The sequence below is a fragment of the Fischerella sp. genome, assembly GCF_013388695.1.
GTDB lineage: Bacteria > Cyanobacteriota > Cyanobacteriia > Cyanobacteriales > Nostocaceae > PCC9605.
Map to the genome: position 1 here is coordinate 1 of NZ_JACAEU010000156.1, position 19,283 is coordinate 19,283.

The window sequence follows — 19,283 nt, forward strand, 5'->3', positions numbered from 1 at the left end:
GGTTAGTGGTTAGTGGTTAGTTGTTGGTGGTTGGTGGTTAGTGGTTAGTGGTTAGTGGTTAGTGGTTAGTGGTTGGTAATTGCTTATTAGTAATTAGTGATAGCCTATTATATCAAGTTCGCTTAATTACTTATAATTCAAAATTCTCCGCGTCTTTGTATCACCGCGTCTCCCCGTCAGACCTGATTATAAGTGTTCGCTCGAACCTGATATTACTCATTCTCCATTGTCCCTAATTCCCTCTGGGTATAGGTGAGGTCGTTATTCCCTACTAACTACTAACCACTATCTACTAACCATTTTCCATTTCCAACAATACCTTTAAAACACCTTTAGTTTGGGCGTGGGCAAAAGCTGCTAGTCCTTTTGAAAGGGGATAACGGGCATGAATGAGGGGTTGTACGTCCACTTTTCCTTGTGCTAGCAGTGCCAATGCAGGTGGAAACGGGCCGCAGCGTGAACCAATGAGAGTGATTTCATCTACTACCAATGAGGAAGCATCTAGACTCAGCTTGCCAGCATAGGTACTTTTGAGTACTAGTGTACCGCGAGGACGCAAAGCACGGCGGGCGATCGCAAATCCTTGGGCATTACCCGTACACTCTACTGAAATATCACAGGCTCGATCTGTCACTGCATCAGCGAAGCCTGTTTTGATACCCCGTGCCTCTAAGTTAGCCAGTTTATCGCGATGACGACCTATTACCAAAAGATCGCAGCCTGTCACAGCCAGTGTTTGCGCTACTAATAGCCCCAATTTGCCATCCCCAACCACCAATACTCGGTCATCTGGACGCAACGCTACCTGCTGCTGAATTTCCAGTGCTGCGGCTACAGGTTCGGTAAATGTTGCTGCTTCTGTGGGAACATGTTCTGGAACGGGATGCAGATTCTCTACGGGCAAACAAAGATAGTCGGCAAAAGCGCCATTGCGATTGACAATGCCAAGTACAGTACGGTTTTCGCAGTGAGTAGAGTTTCCGCTACGACAAAAGCGGCATTGTCCGCAGACAGCATTAATTTCTCCGACAACGCGGCGGTTAAGTAAGTGTTCTGGGCCTTGTTCAACAACGCCAACAAATTCATGCCCTAAAATGCCATTGTAGGGATAATAGCCTCTAGTAAGTTCCAAATCAGTGTTGCAAATACCTGCACACAAAACTCGTACTAAGGCCTCTCCCGATGATGGTTCGGGAATAGGGATGTCGGTACGTAATTGCAATTGCTTGTTTTCCAGCCAGATTCCTTTCATGTTAAAAGCTGAACTTATCCAGCGTTGTGTGAAAAAAATGACACTGTTTCTTCAAAGCAAGTTACCGTCATACGCAAAAATATTAGCAAATGAGCGGCAAAGCTTCCAAACAAAAAAAGTATTTTTTTACTTTTTACCTTTCACCTTTTACCTTCTTATATTGACATTGCCTGCTTTTGCCGAAACAGTCAAAAATTCCTGTCCTCCCAAATTAGTTGTAACTGCACCGCCTACCAATCTAGATACTATTTTTCCAGACTGGGATAAAACTTGTGGAAAACCAGAGAATTTTATCTCTAGCCCTCAACAGATGTTACTGGAACTAGCAAAAGCGGATGTAGTGTATCTGGGGGAGACTCACGACAGTTCCATCGATCACCAAAACCAACTCAAAATTATTCAGGAACTCCAGCAGCGTCATCCGAAAATTGCGATCGCCATGGAAATGTTCCAGCGTCCCTATCAAGGTGTTGTCGATCAATATCTGGCAGGTAAACTCACTGAACAAGAACTAACAGAGAAAAGCGAGTACGAAAAACGCTGGGGTTTTCCTTGGGAAAATTACGCCCCCATCCTCCGCTTTGCGAAAGCAAAACAATTACCCGTCTTAGCATTAAATACACCCTCGGAAGTTACCCGTCAAGTTGCCCGTCAAGGATTAGAAAGCCTCACACCATCACAGAAGCAATTTATTCCTCCCTTTGCAGAAATTCGCACCGATAACGAAAAGTATCGGCAATTAGCGCTACAAGCCTTTCAACAGCATCAAGATGCAGGCCATGGTAACAGTGCTGATGCTGAACGCTTTTTTTTGGCGCAGGTACTGTGGGATGAAACAATGGCAGAGGGCATTGCCAAGTTTGTCAAAGCTAACCCAGATTATCAAGTAGTCGTGTTAGCTGGACAAGGACATATTATCTACGGTTACGGAATTCCCAGCCGTGTTAAACGTCGTCTAGAGGGTAAGAAGTTAATTCAGCGTTCGGTTTTACTTAGCCCTCCAGAAGAAGCGACAGCTGGTAAAGAAGGTAAGGCGGCTGATTTTATCTTTGAGAAGACAAAGTAGAATTACTTCAAATTTAAAAATCTATCCAAAGCTACAACCATACTAGGAGGCCAGCGGCGGATATTTTTCACCCAGTTAATATCTTTGTAGCGCCTGTCAAGCCCAGAAGCAGCTACCCAATTACTTTCAGCTTCGCCTTTTTGTCCGTTTACCCAAAGTGCGGCGGTGAGTGCAGCACGTGTATCAGCAAAATTGGGATATTTGCGGACTATATTTTTCATTTCTTTGATTGCTTGGTCTATTTGACCAGTTTCATACAATACAAGAGCATAGTTACCACGAGCAATAACTAAATTCGGGGCTAGTGCCATTGATTTTTTATAGTCAGCAATAGCTTCTTGCCATTCACCCAAACCTGCTTTAGCAGTACCGCGATTGTTATACGCCATTGCATCGTTAGGATCGAATTCGAGAATGCGATCGTAATCGGCGATCGCTTCTTCCCATCTTCCCAAACCCTCCAGCGCTGTGCCACGATTTAAATAAGGGTCTGTCACGTCCGGTGCAAGTTCTATAGCTTTGTTAAAATCTGCCAGCGCCTCTTGCAGCTTATTCTGACTGACCCTAGAATTTCCTCGATTACTCCAAGCCGCAGCATTATCAGGAAATTGCTCAATAATTTCTGTCCAATACTGTTCAGCTGTGGCAAAATCACCTTTACTCGTCGCTGCAAAAGCCGATCTAGCCAACTTATCCCATTTTTGCAACTGCTGTTGACTAACTTGAGAAGATTGAGTTTGGGCAATAGCACAACCACCCCAACCAAACACCAGTAGCAGACTTAACAAAATAACAAATAACCTAATCATTTGTGTTCTTAGAGTGAGAGATGGGGTAAAATTCCTCTTTGTGTCTTAGTGTCTTGGTGTTTCAATCATTCTTTTTTTACCACTAAGACACAAAGACACCAAGAAAAATCCATTTCCAAGATTCAGGTCTTGACAAGGATACGCCTAGCTTCTAATCCCTAAAGCAAAGATAACTGTTCGTTAGGCGGCTTAAAACCCATATGCTTGTACGCCGCAGCAGTTGCTACCCTACCACGGGGCGTCCGGCTTAAATAGCCAATCTGCATCAAATAAGGTTCATAGACTTCTTCTATGGTTTGGGTATCCTCACCCGTTGCTGCTGCTATTGTTTCTAATCCCACCGGGCCGCCATTGAATTGTTCAATTATTACAGTCAGCATCCGGCGATCTGTCCAATCCAAGCCACAAGGATCTACTTGGAATAGATGCAATGCTTCAGCTGCAACACTTTCGCAAATTTTATCAAATGATTTTACCTCAGCATAATCACGTACACGTTTGAGTAATCTATTTGCTATACGTGGTGTTCCTCGCGATCGCTTGGCTATTTCTTTAGCACCATCCTCGGTGACGGTAGTGTTGAGTAACTGGGCGCTACGCAGAACTATCTGACTCAGTTCTTCTACCTCATAAAATCTTAACTTTTGAACTAAGCCAAAGCGATCGCGTAGAGGAGAAGTTAGCGCACCCACACGGGTTGTTGCTCCTACCAAAGTAAACTTTGATAGTGGTATACTGCGAGTCCGAGCGCTGGAACCTTTGCCAATGGTAATATCTAAACGATAATCTTCCATTGCTGGGTATAAAATTTCCTCGGTCATCCGCGAGAGGCGATGAATTTCATCGATAAACAGCACATCCCCTGGCTGAAGATTCACCAACAATCCGACAATATCTCTAGGGCGTTCTAGGGCTGGGGCGCTGGTAATTTTGTAATTTACCCCCATCTCAGCTGCTAAAATCATTGCCATTGTGGTTTTACCCAAACCAGGAGGGCCATACAATAGCAGGTGATCTAGTACTTCACCTCTGGACTTAGCTGCTTTTATTGCTATGTCTAGTACATCCTTTAAATCTTTTTGGCCAATATAATCGGCAAACCGCTGCGGTCGAATACTCTCTTCCTGCTTACCTTGTTCATCAGTTGCAGCTTCGGGTTGCAAAATATTCTCTTTTGGGGATGCTTTTGCCGACTCCCGACGCTGCTTTGGTTGTCCGCCGCCTGGTTCGTGAGGCTGTTTTTTCGAGGAGATAATCGCCATAGTTCAGCTATCTACTTTTACTTTTACACTTTATTGAGGGCAAGTGGTAGCGGCACCAATGCGTATAAATACGGAAGCAAAATTTTTCTTTCTTAAATACGCTTGCCAATTTAAAATTTAAATTCCGGGGAACTACTTAGGAGTAGAAAGTTTGTCATGCTGGCTAAGAGAATCTTACCGTGCCTAGATGTGAACGCGGGACGAGTTGTAAAAGGAGTTAACTTTGTTAACCTCCAGGATGCAGGCGATCCGGTCGAATTAGCACAGGTTTATAACGAAGCGGGAGCAGATGAGTTAGTGTTTCTGGATATTACGGCAACTCATGAAGACCGCGACATTATTATCGACGTGGTTTACCGCACTGCTGAACAAGTCTTTATTCCCCTCACTGTTGGTGGTGGCATCCAATCCTTAGAAAATGTTAAAAATCTGTTACGAGCCGGAGCAGACAAGGTTAGTATTAATTCTGCGGCGGTACGCGATCCAGATTTTATCAATCGGGCTAGCGATCGCTTTGGCAATCAATGCATAGTCGTTGCCATTGATGCCAGACGCAGAAAAGATCCTAACAATCCAGGTTGGGATGTGTATGTGCGAGGTGGACGGGAAAACACCGGTATAGATGCCATAAGGTGGGCGCAAGAAGTGGAAAAACGGGGTGCAGGAGAATTGCTAGTCACAAGCATGGATGCCGATGGCACTCAGGTTGGTTATGACCTCGAATTAACAAAAACGATCGCTGAAGTTGTACAAATTCCAGTCATTGCTTCTGGTGGTGCGGGTAATTGTCAACATATCTATGAAGCACTAACAGAAGGTAGAGCAGAAGCCGCATTACTAGCTTCATTGTTACATTACGGACAATTAACTGTGGAGGCAATTAAAAATTATTTGCGCGATCGTCAATTACCAGTCAGAATGCCATCCTGAAAATACCAATCTTTCGTTTCAAGATATCTACAGCAGTTAACACAGTTCCTGAAAACGATGTTAAACTTGGTAAAGAAGAATTAAAAAATATTAAGAAATATGTTGATTCCTATTTTAGTTTTTGATGTGGCGCTAGTAGCTTGGTCGCTGCACTTAATGGAAAAAGCTTACGAAAGTAAGGAATTTTCATTGATGTTAGCAGGTTTGTTAGTTGCGCTGGCAGCTGCTGCCATGATGGTAGTTTACTTTTTGATGGGGCATTGTATGAGTTATTTGTTACAAGTCTCTTAATGAGAAAAGTACTCATCCAATATATATAAGCAGCTAGATCAAAATAGCATTTTAGTATTCCTTATTACCCATTTCATTACACCACTTATCTAACAAGACATAGGCGTCTTGTAGGAACTCTACAATCAAGGCGTTGCTGATGGGAGTTATTGTAAGTAGGTAAAATCCTTAACTCTCTGAAGTGAATATCAGCTAAAGTTTTGACAGATGGCGAAAAATTAAGCTTGTATTAGTAACATATTAACCAGGGTTAGAACTCAGTTGGTAGAATGCCTCAATGATATTGAGGAAGAGACAACCCAGATAAATATTAAATCACAAATATAATCCAAGCTTATACAGTAATCCTCAATATTCGCGATCGTCTCTATTTTGTTTGTGTACTTTGCGGTTAGTTTAAAAAAATCTTCCAATATCAAGCCTGGTATGTAACCCTTTTTGTCACTTCATTGGCTACCAACCAGCAATCCAAGTTATTTAAAATAGAAGCATTGTTTACTTGAGTGAACTGAGGGGGAAATCTGCGTGAAAAACTCGTTTCTGCCACTAAAGCGACTTGCTGTTGCTGCTACCTTGATGGGAATTGGCTTTGCTTCCTTGCTGATGCCGCAACCTAGCCTGGCTGAACCAAGCGAATTACCGAACCTGCCTAATTACGATCCGCAAACCAATACAGACGACCCATACAATACTGAAAATAATCCATTCTCTAACTCCAATACAAGTGATGGATTTGGCGTATTTAACTTAATTCATCGTGCCAATCTGGCTGTGCCAAATTTCGATCAAAATGCACAAAATCAACAACTCGATGAGGCAGCAAGAGCGTTTAAAAGCAGAAGTCAACAACAAATGCAACAAGTCCAACAGCAGCCATCATCAGGTTTTCAGGTAAATACACCAGGGGTAGTAACTACCCCTGATCGGTAAATCAAAACAGCAAGCCTTTAGCTATCAACTTTCAGCTTTCAAAAGCCGATCGCTGATAGCTAATTTATTTGGCGTTGCTGAATCAAGATATGAATTTACAATTCACGGGTATGTAGAGACGTAGCATTGCTACGTCTGGTCAATGATTTGGCATCGAGCTACAAAAATGTATGCAAACATAATTCATGACCAAATTCAGCAACGCCATTTATTTTATAGTCCCAATGCTGCTAAAACATCGCTGGCGTGGGTAGAAGTGTTGACGCTAGAGTCAACATGGATAATTTTGCCGTTGCCATCAATCACGTAAGTAACGCGCTTGGCATAACCACCACCATCAACATCATAAGCTTTGATTAGGGTTTGGTTGGTGTCAGCTAATAGCGGAAAATTGAGATTATATTTTTGGGTGAATGCTTGGTGCGAGGCTTCATCATCTGCACTCACTCCTAGTACTACAACATCTTTACTTTGATATTCGTTTCTCGCATCCCGGAAGCTACAGGCTTGTTTGGTGCAGCCTGGGGTGTCATCCTTGGGGTAAAAATACAAAACTACTGTCTTGCCTTTGAAATCAGACAAGGAAACTGTATTACCGTTAGTATCTTTCACGGTAAATGTAGGTGCATCTGTCCCAACTGCTAGAGGCATAATTTACCTTTCCTACTTGATATTATTGATGCATCTGAAATTTTACAATAATTTACAATGATTACAGGAAAACACAGAAAAAATAGACTGTTTTTAGGTATGAGCTTGTATTTGTAAGCAAATAGCTACAAACAGACATTTTTGGAAATCAATCTTCATTAACAAAAAATTCTCAGGAAACTAAAATGCCTGCTGTTGATGGCCAGAATCAGAAAACCTTGACATATCCACATGGCACTATCAAAAGAGCCAAGCGATCGCTGTTTTGTTCTCCCTTCAATCTTATTTTATTTACAGCGATGCTGTCAGAACGGGTAGCGTTGAGTGAAATTGCTGGCAATTCTGGCATTCACAAGGGCTATACCAAACGCCCTTTGTCGGAATTAGCAGCAGAAAACGCCTTAGCATGGCTGATCCAAGTGGGTGTACTGCGACGTGAAGTTGATGGTCAGGGAATCACAGATAGTTTTCGCCTCACGCCTCTTGGCCGTCAAATCGTAGAGGAGTTTCAGCATCAACCTTGGCCTACTCCAACATGGGGCGATCGCTTCTTGAATGCTGTGATTCGGTGGTTCAGACTGCCATTTTAGAATTTGTGGTTGGTTGTTGGTTGTTGGTGGTTGGTTGTTTTTACCCATCAACCGCCAACCACTAACTACTAACCACTAACTACTAACCACTAACCACTAACCAATTTTGAAGTGAAAAGTTAAGAGTCGGGCAGAAGCGGGAACAATATATACGGAAGTATCTACTCCCTTTATGAAGTCTTTACCATAGCAATCGAATTTGGATTGTGAGATTTTGCGTAAGGCTGTCCTTAGTCATTTGTCCTTCGTAAGTACCAATGACAAATGACTAATGACAATGACCCTCATTCAGGCAACCTTACAACTCAAACAGCATTGCTATATTACATTTCGCCCATTTAATATCACACCTGCTCGGAAAAAATAACTGAATATGAAAGCAATTATGGTAGTGGGGACGACATCTCACGCGGGGAAATCACTTTTAACTACGGCTATTTGTCGCATTTTGTCGCGCCGTGGCTGGCGAGTGGCTCCCTTTAAAGGTCAAAATATGGCTTTAAATGCTTATGTCACTGCTAATGGTGGAGAAATTGGTTATGCTCAAGCAGTACAAGCTTGGGCGGCGGGAGTTGTTCCTTGGGTAGAAATGAACCCAATTCTCCTTAAACCCCAAGGTGATATGACTTCTCAAGTAATTATCAAGGGTAAGCCTGTTGGAAAAGTAAGTGCTGTAGATTACTACGAGCAATATTTTGAATTGGGATGGCGGTCAATTGAAGAATCTTTACAGCAATTATCAACAGAATTTGATTTGCTGGTTTGTGAAGGTGCTGGCAGTCCGGCGGAAATTAATCTCAAGCACCGCGACTTAACTAATATGCGGGTAGCAAAGTATTTAAATGCCCCTACTCTACTGGTAGTTGATATTGATCGGGGTGGTGCTTTTGCCCATGTAGTGGGAACCTTGGAATTACTTGAGCCAGAAGAACGGGCTTTGATTCGCGGTGTAGTGATTAACAAGTTTCGGGGACAGCGATCGCTCTTAGAATCAGGCATTAAGTGGCTGGAGGAGCGTACGGGTATCCCTGTAGTTGGTGTGATTCCTTACATGGAAACCTTGTTTCCGGCTGAGGATTCCCTTGATTTGATGGAACGCAAATCACACAAATCCACAACCGAACTTAACATTAGTGTGATTCGCTTACCGAGAATTTCTAATTTTACCGACTTCGATCCATTGGAATCAGAATCTACAGTTTCAGTTAAATACTTAAGTCCCAAGCAAGATTTAGGACATCCTGATGCAGTAATTCTCCCAGGTACTAAAACAACTATCCCTGACTTGCTGCTGCTGCAAAAAAGTGGCATGGCAGAAGCGATTCAACACTATGCAGCAGCTGGTGGCACAGTCCTGGGCATCTGTGGCGGTTTCCAAATCCTCGGTCAAATGATTGCCGATCCAGAGGGTATCGAGGGACAAGCCGGCAGATATCAAGGGTTAGGATTATTACCCATCAAAACAGTAATTACAGGACAAAAAGTTGCCCGCCAACGCCAAGTAACCTCAAATCATCCGCAAATGGGTTTACCCGTAACTGGGTTTGAAATTCACCAAGGGCGATCGCGGATTGAAACCCAAGGCATAGATTCCCACTCCTACTATCCCTTATTTGACGATCCGAATTTAGGATTAGTAGATAGTTGTCAATCAGTTTGGGGTACTTATCTCCACGGCATCTTTGACAATGGCCCTTGGCGTCGCGCTTGGTTAAATCGCCTGCGTCAGCAACGAGGCTTGAAATCTCTACCAACAGGTGTTGCTAACTACCGCGATCAGCGAGAAAATCTTTTAGACGGCCTTGCCACGGAAATTGAACGACATTTAGATTTAACTCCGTTGTTGTCGTAGTAGGCTAGAAATCATGACTGTTCGCATCCATTTCTTACCTGATGATGTTATGGTTGATGCCCAAGTGGGAGAACCCCTACTAGATGTAGCAGATCGGGCAGGGGTATCCATTCCCACTGGTTGTCTGATGGGTTCTTGTCACGCTTGCACAGTGGAATTAGAGGATGGAGATGTCATCCGTGCTTGTATAAGTGCAGTTCCACCCGGACGTGAAGAAGTGACGATAAATTTGTTTAGCGATCCAACGTGGTAATGAATAGTTGTTGGTTGTTTGTTGGTTGTTGTTTGTTATCTGTTCCAAACAACCACCAACTACCAACCACCAACAAAATCCACTAACCACTATCCACTATCTACCATCTTGTTTCGCTTTGAGGGCGTGTTGTTTAAACCGCTCCATGTCTGCTAGAAGTGTTGATTCTACTATCCGGCCTAAAAACAAATTATCCATAATTTTGCCAAGGATGCCAGGAATAGCGTAGCCAACAGTAAGCTTGACAATAGTATTGGTATGGCGATCGTAAAAGCGGATGGCTCCTCGATTCGGCAAACCATCTATCGATTCCCATTGGATAATTTGGTTAGGAATAACTTTGAGAATGCGAGATTTCCACGTAAATTCAAAAGCACCAGATTTCAGCTTCCACACTGATAACTCTGGATTATCCTCAGGTACTTTTACCGAATCAATCCACTTCATCCAACGGGGCATTTGCTCCAAATCAGACCAGAGACTCCATACTAAATCTATAGGAGCCTCTACCTCTACCTGCACGGTATGTTCTAACCAATCAGACATTCGATTTTGGATTTTAGATTTTGGATTGGAAATTGTTGGTTGTTGGTAGTTGGTCGTTGATTGTTCCATAGACGCGCAAGCGGCTTCCCGCAGGGTACAACAAACAGCAGTCATCAATCAACTCCTACCTCATAGTCTGTTGTTTTCACGGTCTCTAAAATAACTTTTGCTGCACGCTTTCCTGAAACCGTCGCCCCCTCCATACTATCGATATAGTCCTGCTGCGTGTAACTCCCCGCTAGGAAGAAATTAGCTACTGGTGTTTGTTGACTGGGACGATAAATATCCATCCCTGGCGCTTCCCTATACAAAGATTGAGCCAGCTTAACCACACTGTACCAGGTCATGTTCAGTTCTCGCGACGAGGGAAACAGCTCATGTACTTGTGCTAAAACATGCTGGGCAATTTCTTCATTACTTTGTTTAATAAACGGATCTCCTGGTGTCAATACTACCTGTAACAAAGACCCTTGTCCTTGGCGATAATAATCAGCAGGGCTAGTTAAAGCTAAATCAGCAAAGCAGGAAAAGTCAGCATCGGCAGTATATAACAAATTATCAATTCCGACTGCACGCTCCAGCTGTTTGCGGGCTTGGGCATCTCGAAGTTCTGTCACCCAACCATCAAACCGCAACTGTACCGTTGCCACTGGTACTGCATCTAATTTATAAATATTGTCAAATTCTGACCACTTGCGCCACTGTTGGGGTAAAAGACGCTGAATTCCCGGTACATCACAAGCAGCTACGTAGGCATCGGCGGTGATAAATTCTTCCATATCACCGTTAGCAACTAACATACCAGTGATGCGGGTTTGTTCTTCTTCCTCAGTAAACTGTATTTCCCGGACTCTGCGGCGGGTGTAGACTTTTGTACCCCTTGCTTCCAGATATTCCAGAATCGGCTTGTGCAGGTATTCGTATGGTGAACCTTTGAGCATCCGCAGTTTCGATGCTTCTGTTCTCACTGCAAATAGCTGAAAAATCGTCAACATACAACGAGCGGAAATATTTTCGCAATCAATAAAGCCTAAGGCGTAGGCGATTGGGTTCCACATTCGCTTAATACTCCCTTGGCTACCTCCATGACTGCGAAACCATTCGGCAAAACTGACTTTATCCAAGTCGCGGATGTTTTGCATCGCACCATCAAAGTCTACTAAACCCCGTACGATTGGGCTTGTTGAGAGTGCTACTGCATTCTGCAACTTATCCCGCAGCGAGAGTTGGGAGGTAGTGAAAAATGCCTTTAGGCCGTTGAAAGGCGCACCCATTAAGAAACGAAAATCAAGCGCACCAGTAAATCCTCCTTTATTGATGAAGGTATGGATGTGTTCTTTAGGAAGCAGGTTTTCAAAAGCTCCCACCTTCTTCATCAATTCCAGCAGTTGATAATAGTTGCCAAAAAAGACGTGCAACCCCATTTCAATATGATTGCCATTGCCATCTACCCAACTGCTAACTTTACCACCTACAAACGGACGAGACTCAAATATCTGGACTTCACAGCCAGCATCAGCTAAATCTACAGCGGTTGCTAGCCCAGCCAGTCCCGCACCTACGATTGCAACGCGCATTCCGTCCTTCCTTTTCAATTGCTTTACAAATTGTAACTGGGTTGGTGTCGGAATTTGCGAATTGTATTTGGTTAACAGTTAAGGGAGTAAAACGCACCCTTGCAAATCTGTACAAGAGTCAAATTAAGTAAAAGGTAAAAGGTGAAAATAAATTTTTACCCTCTTTCTTCTTCTTTTTTGTTTGTCTTGTTGACTTAATTGTCTCTCCTCCTATTTGTTTGCATCTTTTGTGTCTTCAGCTACGGGTAATCCTCGGATGAGTTCCCGAATTACATCAGTTGCTGGTCTTCCAGTTTGCTGACAATACTTTTCCAGTTTTTCGGCCTCCTGTGCTGCTAAATTCACAGTGATACGTTTTACAGCCCATTTTTTATTAGTCATTTGATTATGCTATTTGCTGTATACCAACATCATTGAAGAAAAGAAAAAAATGTATGTGAGGATGAAAGAGATAAGAATATCAGAGTTTTTGTCAGGAAACAAGCAATGTCATGAGTGTAAAAAATTGGTTTGCTCAGGGTGTTCATCATTTTCTAATGAAATAGTAAATATTCAAATGAATGGATAGTTGTTGTGACAGGAGCCATAGCGCACACTAATGAACTTTGCCAGAAGAAAAAACCAACTTGAGAAAGAATTTTATAAATTGAATACAGATGGTTGCTGCTAACTACATAACTCTTTGTTCAGATCTACTCTCAGCAAGGGGATTTACCTATCTCTCAAGGACAAGTTCACCAAATACTTTTGGAGAAAACATATGCCACAACACCTGCAAGTATGGTGTTAAGGTGATAGCCTCTTTGGTGGTCAAATGCTGAGATATTTCTTGTTCTAGTAAGTGCAGCATGCAGCGAATTAGTTCCCACTGAACCTGCAATCTTGGGTAGAGCATCACACATAGTGGAAATAATTCTTGTTGGATAGCATTGATGCTTCCTTCTAAACTGCATACCCACAGATAAACTTGAAACATCTCTACATCTCTAATGCTAGAAATTTGCACCCTTGGTTCCCTTAATAAACCTGAACCAGAGCGATAATTAGGGTAAATTTCAATTATCTTTTGGCATATCTTATTGGCAATTTGTGTACTAATTGGCAAGAGTTTTTGTACTGCTGCCAAAGCAGGAGAATTATAATCATGTTCACCTGCTGCTTCGTAAGCACGTTGGAGTGGCATATACAGGTGGTCATCAATTACTTTCAAGTAACCACCAAGTGCGGTTTGCTCTAAAGGTGAAAGAGTTTGTAGCAAACCAAGACTTGTATAGTGAAATTGCATACTCACAAAGCCAATTACTCTCGGATCGGTTTGTGTGTATTTCTTCCGCAAAGTTCCCACATTTGTACTTATTACTGTTGCTAGGTGAGTGGAAGCTGAAGAATCAGCTTCCATTTTTTGGACTTTTTCTGATTCTAACTCTCCCTGATAAGCAAGTTCTAATTGTGTAGACAGCTTTTGCCTGAGTATCTGTTGGGTGTATAGATGCAAAACCTGTTCGTATATCCCAAAAGCGTCTGCTGTAATTTCCCAAGGATTAATTAACTTAGGGTCAATACGATGTCGTTTGACTTCCTCTGATAATAATGTTTCTGTTTTATTCCAAGCTTGCAGACTAACAGTACGAAGTGAAGCCATTAGCTTTTGTGCCGTTTTTTCTCGTCCCTCAACAGACACTATCTTTTTGAAGTTCAAATGATCTTGCTTATCTTCGTACAAGGAATTAAACTCTATCGTCTGTAAATACTTTTTAGCCCATTGTTGCGCTAAATAGGGTACAGTATATTTTTTTTTACCTTCGACGAAATGGTTTAAATTAATATCTGACTTATCATCCATCTCCATTATTATTATTTTTGTGCTTAGAAGTACAAACACCCTGTATACAGATGTTTAAATTGTATATGTTTTTCTCTTCATTTGTATGACTTTAATTAATCTTCAAGCGAATTTATACTTATTTTTTTATTTGTGTTTTTATGGAAATCTTAAAAAGAAATAATAAAAAATACATGAAAATTTAAAAATAATGAAAAGCAACAATCTCTTGACAAAGTTGGTTATATAAAAGTCAAGAAATAACTAATAAAGCAAAGGCATCATAATTATTGTTGATATAACAACAGTTAGACATGATAATAGTCAGATTTTATGCTTTGCCTTCATATCTTCATCCACTGAAATAATTACTGTCAGCATAGATTTAATATATAGTTTTCATAAAAGATTAATAAATTATAGTTTTCAAAGTCAAAAAAAGTAAAAAATATGAATAGCTTGCCATACTAACCTTATAGATTCATAAAATATGCATATTAAAATAAAAGTAGTTTAAAATGATTAGAGTAAATATTAAAAAATTACTAGGCTTGATTTATAAATATTTAACTTTGAATTTTAAAATCTTTAATTTGTATAGCAATCCTATTTAATTTGTGAAAATTGAGGATCTCAGAACCCTGGTTTCTTTTAGAAGCTGGGGTTAATTCTCATACTAGAACACCGATTCAGTATTCAACCTAAGGGCTAAAAAACCACGTTGTTCGTAGAGACGCGAAATTAACCTCCGGGAAAGCCTGCGGCGTACGCGTCTCTACAGCCAACGAAAAATCGGTCTTTTCAGGAACAAAAACTGGGTTTTTGGGATTACTGAATTGATGTTCTAGGTTGCAGTCAAAGATAGTACTTCCCCTCTCCCAATCTGGGAGAGGGGAGGGGGAGAGGGCACGAATTGCTATATCTGAACACAACTTGGTATCACTACCAGTTCAACCTGGTAACGAGGGTGGTGGGCTGCTGTCTCCGAGTTGCGCCTGTCCCAAGCGATCGCAGTTTCCTTGTTGCTGGGTATTAAAAACTATAAGTACACACTGTTAACAGTTATATTAAACTCTGTAGGAGGATGCCCACAGAGGGTGTATGCTAAGCGATCGCACAAAATATTATTCAAATTGCAGTTGGGGCATCAGTTGGAGAGTACCGATGCCTAAATCTTTGGGCGAAAGCGATCGCGCTTCAAATAAAGCCATCATATCTCGCAACTGAGGGTTGCCACGGGCAGCACCGGTGAGTCCTTTGGCGATGATTAAACCGCAGTAGCCTTTGGTATTTTTACAGCGCTGGTTCCATTTTTTCCGTGCTTCGACGTGAATGGGGTCATCATCTAAGAACTCACCGAAGAGGAACAACTCACCATTTTGAGTTTGCAGTAAACCGAGGTCATAGCGATCGCCACCAAAAGGATCGGCACCAGGATTAAAGCAAATGGCTTTGAGTCCTCCTGCTTGTTCAATATTTTCAATCACAGTCTTAGCTTTGGGACGGGATGTTTGAATTAAGATTACAGGTAAACCATCACCGACTGGTTGAATTTCTCCAGCTTTATGGTAATTGACTCCTTGGTGTAGGTACTCTAGCATCTCCCAAGACACTACACCCAAGCTCAGGAAAGAGTCTTCTGGTATCAAGTCATCTCGCAACGATCGGAAAGTTGGCATTGTGACCGAGCCAGTTTCGTCTTCCTCATCGACATCATAGCCCGCCATTTCCTCTAATTCTGCTGTCAACTGCGGTGTACTAGAGACAGTCACAGACACCGATTTGATTTGTTCGTCGCGAGACTCAGGTAGTGAAATACGGTAGCGACGGCTGAGGGCAGGAAAATTGCCGCTACCTAACTGACGACGGTGATCTCGGATAAAACGGCAAAGGCTTTCGAGAGCAACATATACTATCAGTGCCTCTTCATCATACAAAACCGATCGCAGTCCCTCTAGAGGATGAATGTTGCCGAAGGTGGGTTGAATTTCTGACAATGGCAAATCGGCCAAATCATCAAATTCTTTTTCATCTTCGTCGGTTTCGTCGGCATGTTCAAAAGTTAAAAACAGGCAATCTTGCTTCAGGAAAGCTTCTTCTAAATGTCCTTGTGATTCGTCTTCTCTTAAAATTGTGGCGCGAAACTGCTTAAGGGATTCTTCGGAACGATACAACAAGACTCCATACTCCATTCCCAGCATCCCCATCATCGAGGCATAGACGGTACCTACATCCCACTTGTTAATCTCTATTGACAAGATTTGCTGTTCTTCCAACAATTCCCAAGGTGCTGCCTGCCAAATTGCAAATGCCTTATCTCGCAGGGCATGTGCATACTGTGGAGGTAATTCGGGAACCTGACTGTCGAGAATTTCGGCAAACCCACGAAACAGTTCATCAATTAAAGGCAATTCGGGCGAGTAGTCAATCGCAATATCCAAATCTTGAAGGACGCCGCGCAAGTAAAATTGTATTTCGCGGTCTCTCACCACAATTCTTTGGGGACGGGCAGGTTTGGCAGGACTATGGGGATTCTCCATCGATCGCATCAAAGTCCGAACAATTGCCTCGGGGCCACTTTCTGGGGGTACTACATCCATTCCCCGGACGATGCCTTGTGTACCATCTACCCAAAGAATACATTCGCCCTTGGCCTCAGAGTCTGGGTGCTGGGTTTGTGAAGATGACAATGGACGGCGATCGCCCTCCCATACAGAAGGAATTTGAGTTAATTTCCGCAAACGACGGCTGGTAGAGCGATTAAAACTTGTCATAGAGTAAGTGAATCAAAACAAGCGATTTGGAAGTACACTTTTGGGTCAGGGCTAGCCTCCGATAAAACTCCCTTGAGTATTCATTGAAGGGTGGTTGTGGCTGTGGGCTGCCAAAGGCTGAAATTCCAAAAATACGGAATCTCTAAATACATTGAATCTCTCAATTCTAGAATAAAAATCTTTGCGTGCTTTTGACGGACTATTTACAATTGGCAACTTCGGACATCAATCTCGCTAAAATGAATAGAAAAACCTTTGTACTGACGCTTTAAATTGAAGCGTCTCCACAATTTTCGGGGCAACCTGCGGACGAAGCCTTTAGGTTAAAAGTTCCTGGCTTCCTCTTATTAGGGTAATCGATAACCATATAAGGAGTTGAAAAAGCACATGACACAAGCAACTCAGTCTTCACAACGAGGAATTCAGTTGAGTGAATCAGCATTGCGGCAAGTGAAATTTTTGCAGGAAAAGCAAGGCGGCAAAGACTTATGCTTGCGGGTGGGAGTGCGTCAAGGTGGTTGTTCTGGAATGTCTTACCTGATGGACTTTGAAGACCCGAGTAAGATTACTTCTGGGGACGAAGTTTTTGATTATGACGGCTTCAAAATTGTTTGCGATCGCAAAAGTTTATTATATCTCTATGGCTTAATGCTTGATTATAGCGATGCCATGATTGGTGGTGGCTTCCAATTCACCAACCCCAACGCTGCCCAAACTTGTGGTTGCGGTAAGTCATTTGGAGTGTAATATAGTCATTTGTCCTTTGTCATTTGTCATTTGACGAAGGACTAATGACTAATGACCAATGACCAATGACCAATGACTAATACAGTTGAATCCCTGTTTGACACAGGCTTAGAACGCTATAAAGCGGGAGAATCAGCTGATGCTTTGATTCCCGTGTTTAAAGAAATTTGCGATCGCGCTCCTAAAAGTAGTGCTGCTTGGACTTGTTTAGCGTGGTTGTATTTGTTAGATGACAAACCCAACCCCGCTTTGAAAGCTGCACAAAAAGCAGTAAAGTTAAACCCGCAAGATCCACAAGCAAGGCTCAATCTTGCCATTGCGATGTTGGAGACTGGCCAAAAAGGTTTGCGTCAACACGTTGATGCAGCCAATCAATTAATGATAGTCAGCCCAGAATTGCGAGAGGAAATCAGAAGTAGTATTGAAGACGGTTTTAGCAGAAAACCAGATTGGCAGAGTTTGGCGAAGGTTCAAACTTGGCTATTTGAAGAGTAACAAGGGAAATTGTTGGTTGTTGGTTGTTGGTGGTTGTTAGTTCCAAACAACCACCAACAAACAACAAACAACCCTGATTGTCTATTGAAATTATGAAAGAAAAATTTTTGAATTGGCTAAACCTAGTTTTGGTAGTTGATGTATTCCTGGTTTTACTTGGCTTTGGCTGGTTGGCGATCGCAGTTATTGGTAAGGCGTCAGGAGTACCGTTAGGCTTGGATTTGTGGTACAAACTGTGGCAACCCGTCTTTAACCCAGCTATTGGTATCCTTATGGCTGGTGCGCTTCTCAGCGGTATCATCAATTGGATTTCACGAAAATTTCCTGTTAGTCAAGAGTCAACAGTCAAGGGTCAAGAGTAAATGTTTTGACTCTTGACTCTGGACTTTTGACTCTATTTCAAAATTTGCTCTAGAGCAGGCTGTAAATTAGGATACTTAAATTCAAAGCCACTTTCTATAGTGCGCTTGGGGAGAACCTGTTGACCTTCTAAAACTACTATTGCCCCATCCCCCAAAAGCGCTTCGATCGCAAAGCCTGGAACTGGCAACCAAGAAGGACGATGCATTACTTTCCCCATTGTGTTGGATAATTCTGACATACGCACAGGCTGAGGAGTAGTAGCGTTATATACACCTGACATTTGCGGTTGAGTTAAGGCTTGTAGAATCAGGTTAACTAAATCATCTATATGTATCCATGAGAACCATTGTCTACCGCTACCAATAGGGCCACCAGCAAAGAGTTTGAAGGGGGTAATCATTTTACCCAAAGCACCACCCAAGCCCAAAACAATACCAAATCGCAAAATCACAAGCCTGACACCAGCATCCGTGACTTTTTGGGCTTCTGCTTCCCAAGCTTGGCAGACTTGGGCGAGAAAATCGTTACCTGCTGAGCTAGTTTCATCAAAAGCAGCAGTTTCACTAGTGCCGTAGTAACCAATCGCTGAAGCATTGACTAAAACACTGGGTTTGGGGTTAGCGTTGACTATTGCTTCTACGATTTTTTGAGTACTGAGTTTGCGGCTGTTGAGAATTTCCTGCTTGCGTTCTGGTGTCCAGCGTCCCTCGCCGATGGGTTCGCCTGCGAGATTTACTACACCATCACAAGTAGCGATCGCTTCTTGCCATGCACCAGACACAGTCGGTGTATAGGCAACTATTTCTACATTTGGGAAAGCTTGCTTTGGAAAAACCTTTTGAGCATGGGCGGTATTACGAGTTAACACTAGCACTCTATGACCTTCTTTGTGGAGTCGTTCTACCAAGCGACTACCGACAAATCCTGTGGCTCCACTGACTGCAATTTTCATGATTTAACCTCCGCCAAACCCGATTTTAAAGTTTTTTATCTCAACTGAAAAGAAGGAAGAAGAAAGAAGTAAGAAGTATAAAGTGTTAAGGATTGAGCCTAAACAATTTTCATGCTTGTGT

At 42.4% G+C, this 19,283-nt stretch carries 20 protein-coding genes; 10 read left to right on the forward strand and 10 right to left on the reverse strand.

What is annotated here, in order from left to right:
* Window positions 1-292: 292 nt before the first annotated feature.
* A complete protein-coding gene (locus HXY43_RS21080; protein WP_290887240.1) occupies window positions 293-1,252 on the reverse strand; it encodes an alcohol dehydrogenase catalytic domain-containing protein in 960 nt (319 codons plus the stop codon).
* A 37-nt stretch (window positions 1,253-1,289) separates the two neighbouring features.
* Here HXY43_RS21080 and HXY43_RS21085 point away from each other — a divergent pair, with 37 nt between their 5' ends.
* Entirely contained in the window at window positions 1,290-2,318 is a 1,029-nt protein-coding gene (locus HXY43_RS21085) for a ChaN family lipoprotein (RefSeq protein ID WP_290887243.1), read from the forward strand.
* 2 nt (window positions 2,319-2,320) lie between these two features.
* Here HXY43_RS21085 and HXY43_RS21090 read toward each other — a convergent pair whose 3' ends face one another.
* Both HXY43_RS21090 and ruvB read right to left on the reverse strand, forming a co-directional pair.
* The gene (locus HXY43_RS21090) at window positions 2,321-3,127 is read right to left on the reverse strand and encodes a tetratricopeptide repeat protein (protein WP_290887245.1); all 807 of its coding nucleotides are present in this window, start codon (window positions 3,125-3,127) and stop codon (window positions 2,321-2,323) included.
* A 158-nt stretch (window positions 3,128-3,285) separates the two neighbouring features.
* Window positions 3,286-4,389 carry a Holliday junction branch migration DNA helicase RuvB gene (gene ruvB, locus HXY43_RS21095; RefSeq protein WP_026732966.1) on the reverse strand — a complete coding sequence of 368 codons (1,104 nt, stop codon included), beginning with the start codon at window positions 4,387-4,389 and terminating at the stop codon, window positions 3,286-3,288.
* A gap of 156 nt (window positions 4,390-4,545) precedes the next feature.
* Between ruvB and hisF the strand changes: the two genes are divergently transcribed.
* From hisF to HXY43_RS21110, 3 genes are all read left to right on the forward strand, one after another.
* The gene (hisF, locus tag HXY43_RS21100; RefSeq protein WP_290887250.1) at window positions 4,546-5,319 is read left to right on the forward strand and encodes an imidazole glycerol phosphate synthase subunit HisF; all 774 of its coding nucleotides are present in this window, start codon (window positions 4,546-4,548) and stop codon (window positions 5,317-5,319) included.
* Between the two features lie 99 nt (window positions 5,320-5,418).
* Window positions 5,419-5,610, forward strand: a complete 192-nt coding sequence (locus HXY43_RS21105) for a hypothetical protein (RefSeq protein WP_290887253.1) — start codon at window positions 5,419-5,421, stop codon at window positions 5,608-5,610.
* Between the two features lie 525 nt (window positions 5,611-6,135).
* Window positions 6,136-6,540: a hypothetical protein gene (locus tag HXY43_RS21110; RefSeq protein ID WP_290887256.1), complete on the forward strand. Its 405-nt coding sequence runs from the start codon at window positions 6,136-6,138 to the stop codon at window positions 6,538-6,540.
* 213 nt (window positions 6,541-6,753) lie between these two features.
* Here HXY43_RS21110 and HXY43_RS21115 read toward each other — a convergent pair whose 3' ends face one another.
* Entirely contained in the window at window positions 6,754-7,191 is a 438-nt protein-coding gene (locus HXY43_RS21115) for a peroxiredoxin (RefSeq protein ID WP_290887259.1), read from the reverse strand.
* 185 nt (window positions 7,192-7,376) lie between these two features.
* Between HXY43_RS21115 and HXY43_RS21120 the strand changes: the two genes are divergently transcribed.
* From HXY43_RS21120 to HXY43_RS21130, 3 genes are all read left to right on the forward strand, one after another.
* Window positions 7,377-7,781 (forward strand): Npun_F0494 family protein, encoded by a 405-nt coding sequence (locus HXY43_RS21120; RefSeq protein WP_290887262.1) that lies wholly within the window; start codon window positions 7,377-7,379, stop codon window positions 7,779-7,781.
* A 373-nt stretch (window positions 7,782-8,154) separates the two neighbouring features.
* Entirely contained in the window at window positions 8,155-9,633 is a 1,479-nt protein-coding gene (gene cobQ, locus HXY43_RS21125) for a cobyric acid synthase CobQ (protein ID WP_026732971.1), read from the forward strand.
* A gap of 13 nt (window positions 9,634-9,646) precedes the next feature.
* Window positions 9,647-9,886, forward strand: coding sequence for a 2Fe-2S iron-sulfur cluster binding domain-containing protein (locus HXY43_RS21130; protein ID WP_290887267.1), 240 nt, complete (start codon window positions 9,647-9,649; stop codon window positions 9,884-9,886).
* A gap of 96 nt (window positions 9,887-9,982) precedes the next feature.
* On the opposite strand, the gene HXY43_RS21135 is transcribed toward HXY43_RS21130, so the two are convergent.
* The 5 genes from HXY43_RS21135 to HXY43_RS21155 all read right to left on the reverse strand — a co-directional run bounded on the left by HXY43_RS21135 (window position 9,983) and on the right by HXY43_RS21155 (window position 16,605).
* On the reverse strand, window positions 9,983-10,432 hold the full coding sequence (locus HXY43_RS21135) for an SRPBCC family protein (RefSeq protein WP_290887485.1): 450 nt from the start codon (window positions 10,430-10,432) through the stop codon (window positions 9,983-9,985).
* Between the two features lie 113 nt (window positions 10,433-10,545).
* Complete coding sequence (zds, locus tag HXY43_RS21140; protein WP_290887269.1) at window positions 10,546-12,009, reverse strand: 9,9'-di-cis-zeta-carotene desaturase; 1,464 nt, start codon at window positions 12,007-12,009, stop codon at window positions 10,546-10,548.
* A 210-nt stretch (window positions 12,010-12,219) separates the two neighbouring features.
* The gene (locus HXY43_RS21145) at window positions 12,220-12,390 is read right to left on the reverse strand and encodes a ribbon-helix-helix protein, CopG family (protein WP_026732975.1); all 171 of its coding nucleotides are present in this window, start codon (window positions 12,388-12,390) and stop codon (window positions 12,220-12,222) included.
* Window positions 12,391-12,724: 334 nt separating this feature from the next.
* Entirely contained in the window at window positions 12,725-13,858 is a 1,134-nt protein-coding gene (locus tag HXY43_RS21150; RefSeq protein WP_290887274.1) for a hypothetical protein, read from the reverse strand.
* Window positions 13,859-14,955: 1,097 nt separating this feature from the next.
* Window positions 14,956-16,605, reverse strand: a complete 1,650-nt coding sequence (locus HXY43_RS21155; protein WP_290887277.1) for a hypothetical protein — start codon at window positions 16,603-16,605, stop codon at window positions 14,956-14,958.
* Window positions 16,606-16,992: 387 nt separating this feature from the next.
* On the opposite strand from HXY43_RS21155, the gene HXY43_RS21160 reads away from it, so the two are divergent.
* The 3 genes from HXY43_RS21160 (at window position 16,993) to HXY43_RS21170 (ending at window position 18,209) form a co-directional block, all read left to right on the forward strand.
* Complete coding sequence (locus HXY43_RS21160; protein WP_290887280.1) at window positions 16,993-17,352, forward strand: iron-sulfur cluster assembly accessory protein; 360 nt, start codon at window positions 16,993-16,995, stop codon at window positions 17,350-17,352.
* A gap of 72 nt (window positions 17,353-17,424) precedes the next feature.
* Window positions 17,425-17,847, forward strand: a complete 423-nt coding sequence (locus HXY43_RS21165) for a tetratricopeptide repeat protein (RefSeq protein ID WP_290887283.1) — start codon at window positions 17,425-17,427, stop codon at window positions 17,845-17,847.
* A gap of 92 nt (window positions 17,848-17,939) precedes the next feature.
* A complete protein-coding gene (locus HXY43_RS21170; protein WP_290887286.1) occupies window positions 17,940-18,209 on the forward strand; it encodes a hypothetical protein in 270 nt (89 codons plus the stop codon).
* Window positions 18,210-18,241: 32 nt separating this feature from the next.
* Here HXY43_RS21170 and HXY43_RS21175 read toward each other — a convergent pair whose 3' ends face one another.
* Entirely contained in the window at window positions 18,242-19,162 is a 921-nt protein-coding gene (locus HXY43_RS21175) for a TIGR01777 family oxidoreductase (RefSeq protein WP_290887288.1), read from the reverse strand.
* Window positions 19,163-19,283: the final 121 nt, after the last annotated feature.

What these genes read in the sequence shown, in the direction of transcription:
- HXY43_RS21080 (WP_290887240.1), bottom strand. Translation starts at nt 1,252, where the DNA reads ATGAAAGGAATCTGGCTGGAAAACAAGCAATTGCAATTACGTACCGAC.
- HXY43_RS21085 (WP_290887243.1), top strand. Translation starts at nt 1,290, where the DNA reads ATGACACTGTTTCTTCAAAGCAAGTTACCGTCATACGCAAAAATATTA.
- HXY43_RS21090 (WP_290887245.1), bottom strand. Translation starts at nt 3,127, where the DNA reads ATGATTAGGTTATTTGTTATTTTGTTAAGTCTGCTACTGGTGTTTGGT.
- ruvB (WP_026732966.1), bottom strand. Translation starts at nt 4,389, where the DNA reads ATGGCGATTATCTCCTCGAAAAAACAGCCTCACGAACCAGGCGGCGGA.
- hisF (WP_290887250.1), top strand. Translation starts at nt 4,546, where the DNA reads ATGCTGGCTAAGAGAATCTTACCGTGCCTAGATGTGAACGCGGGACGA.
- HXY43_RS21105 (WP_290887253.1), top strand. Translation starts at nt 5,419, where the DNA reads ATGTTGATTCCTATTTTAGTTTTTGATGTGGCGCTAGTAGCTTGGTCG.
- HXY43_RS21115 (WP_290887259.1), bottom strand. Translation starts at nt 7,191, where the DNA reads ATGCCTCTAGCAGTTGGGACAGATGCACCTACATTTACCGTGAAAGAT.
- HXY43_RS21120 (WP_290887262.1), top strand. Translation starts at nt 7,377, where the DNA reads ATGCCTGCTGTTGATGGCCAGAATCAGAAAACCTTGACATATCCACAT.
- cobQ (WP_026732971.1), top strand. Translation starts at nt 8,155, where the DNA reads ATGAAAGCAATTATGGTAGTGGGGACGACATCTCACGCGGGGAAATCA.
- HXY43_RS21130 (WP_290887267.1), top strand. Translation starts at nt 9,647, where the DNA reads ATGACTGTTCGCATCCATTTCTTACCTGATGATGTTATGGTTGATGCC.
- HXY43_RS21135 (WP_290887485.1), bottom strand. Translation starts at nt 10,432, where the DNA reads ATGTCTGATTGGTTAGAACATACCGTGCAGGTAGAGGTAGAGGCTCCT.
- zds (WP_290887269.1), bottom strand. Translation starts at nt 12,009, where the DNA reads ATGCGCGTTGCAATCGTAGGTGCGGGACTGGCTGGGCTAGCAACCGCT.
- HXY43_RS21145 (WP_026732975.1), bottom strand. Translation starts at nt 12,390, where the DNA reads ATGACTAATAAAAAATGGGCTGTAAAACGTATCACTGTGAATTTAGCA.
- HXY43_RS21150 (WP_290887274.1), bottom strand. Translation starts at nt 13,858, where the DNA reads ATGGAGATGGATGATAAGTCAGATATTAATTTAAACCATTTCGTCGAA.
- HXY43_RS21155 (WP_290887277.1), bottom strand. Translation starts at nt 16,605, where the DNA reads ATGACAAGTTTTAATCGCTCTACCAGCCGTCGTTTGCGGAAATTAACT.
- HXY43_RS21160 (WP_290887280.1), top strand. Translation starts at nt 16,993, where the DNA reads ATGACACAAGCAACTCAGTCTTCACAACGAGGAATTCAGTTGAGTGAA.
- HXY43_RS21165 (WP_290887283.1), top strand. Translation starts at nt 17,425, where the DNA reads ATGACTAATACAGTTGAATCCCTGTTTGACACAGGCTTAGAACGCTAT.
- HXY43_RS21170 (WP_290887286.1), top strand. Translation starts at nt 17,940, where the DNA reads ATGAAAGAAAAATTTTTGAATTGGCTAAACCTAGTTTTGGTAGTTGAT.
- HXY43_RS21175 (WP_290887288.1), bottom strand. Translation starts at nt 19,162, where the DNA reads ATGAAAATTGCAGTCAGTGGAGCCACAGGATTTGTCGGTAGTCGCTTG.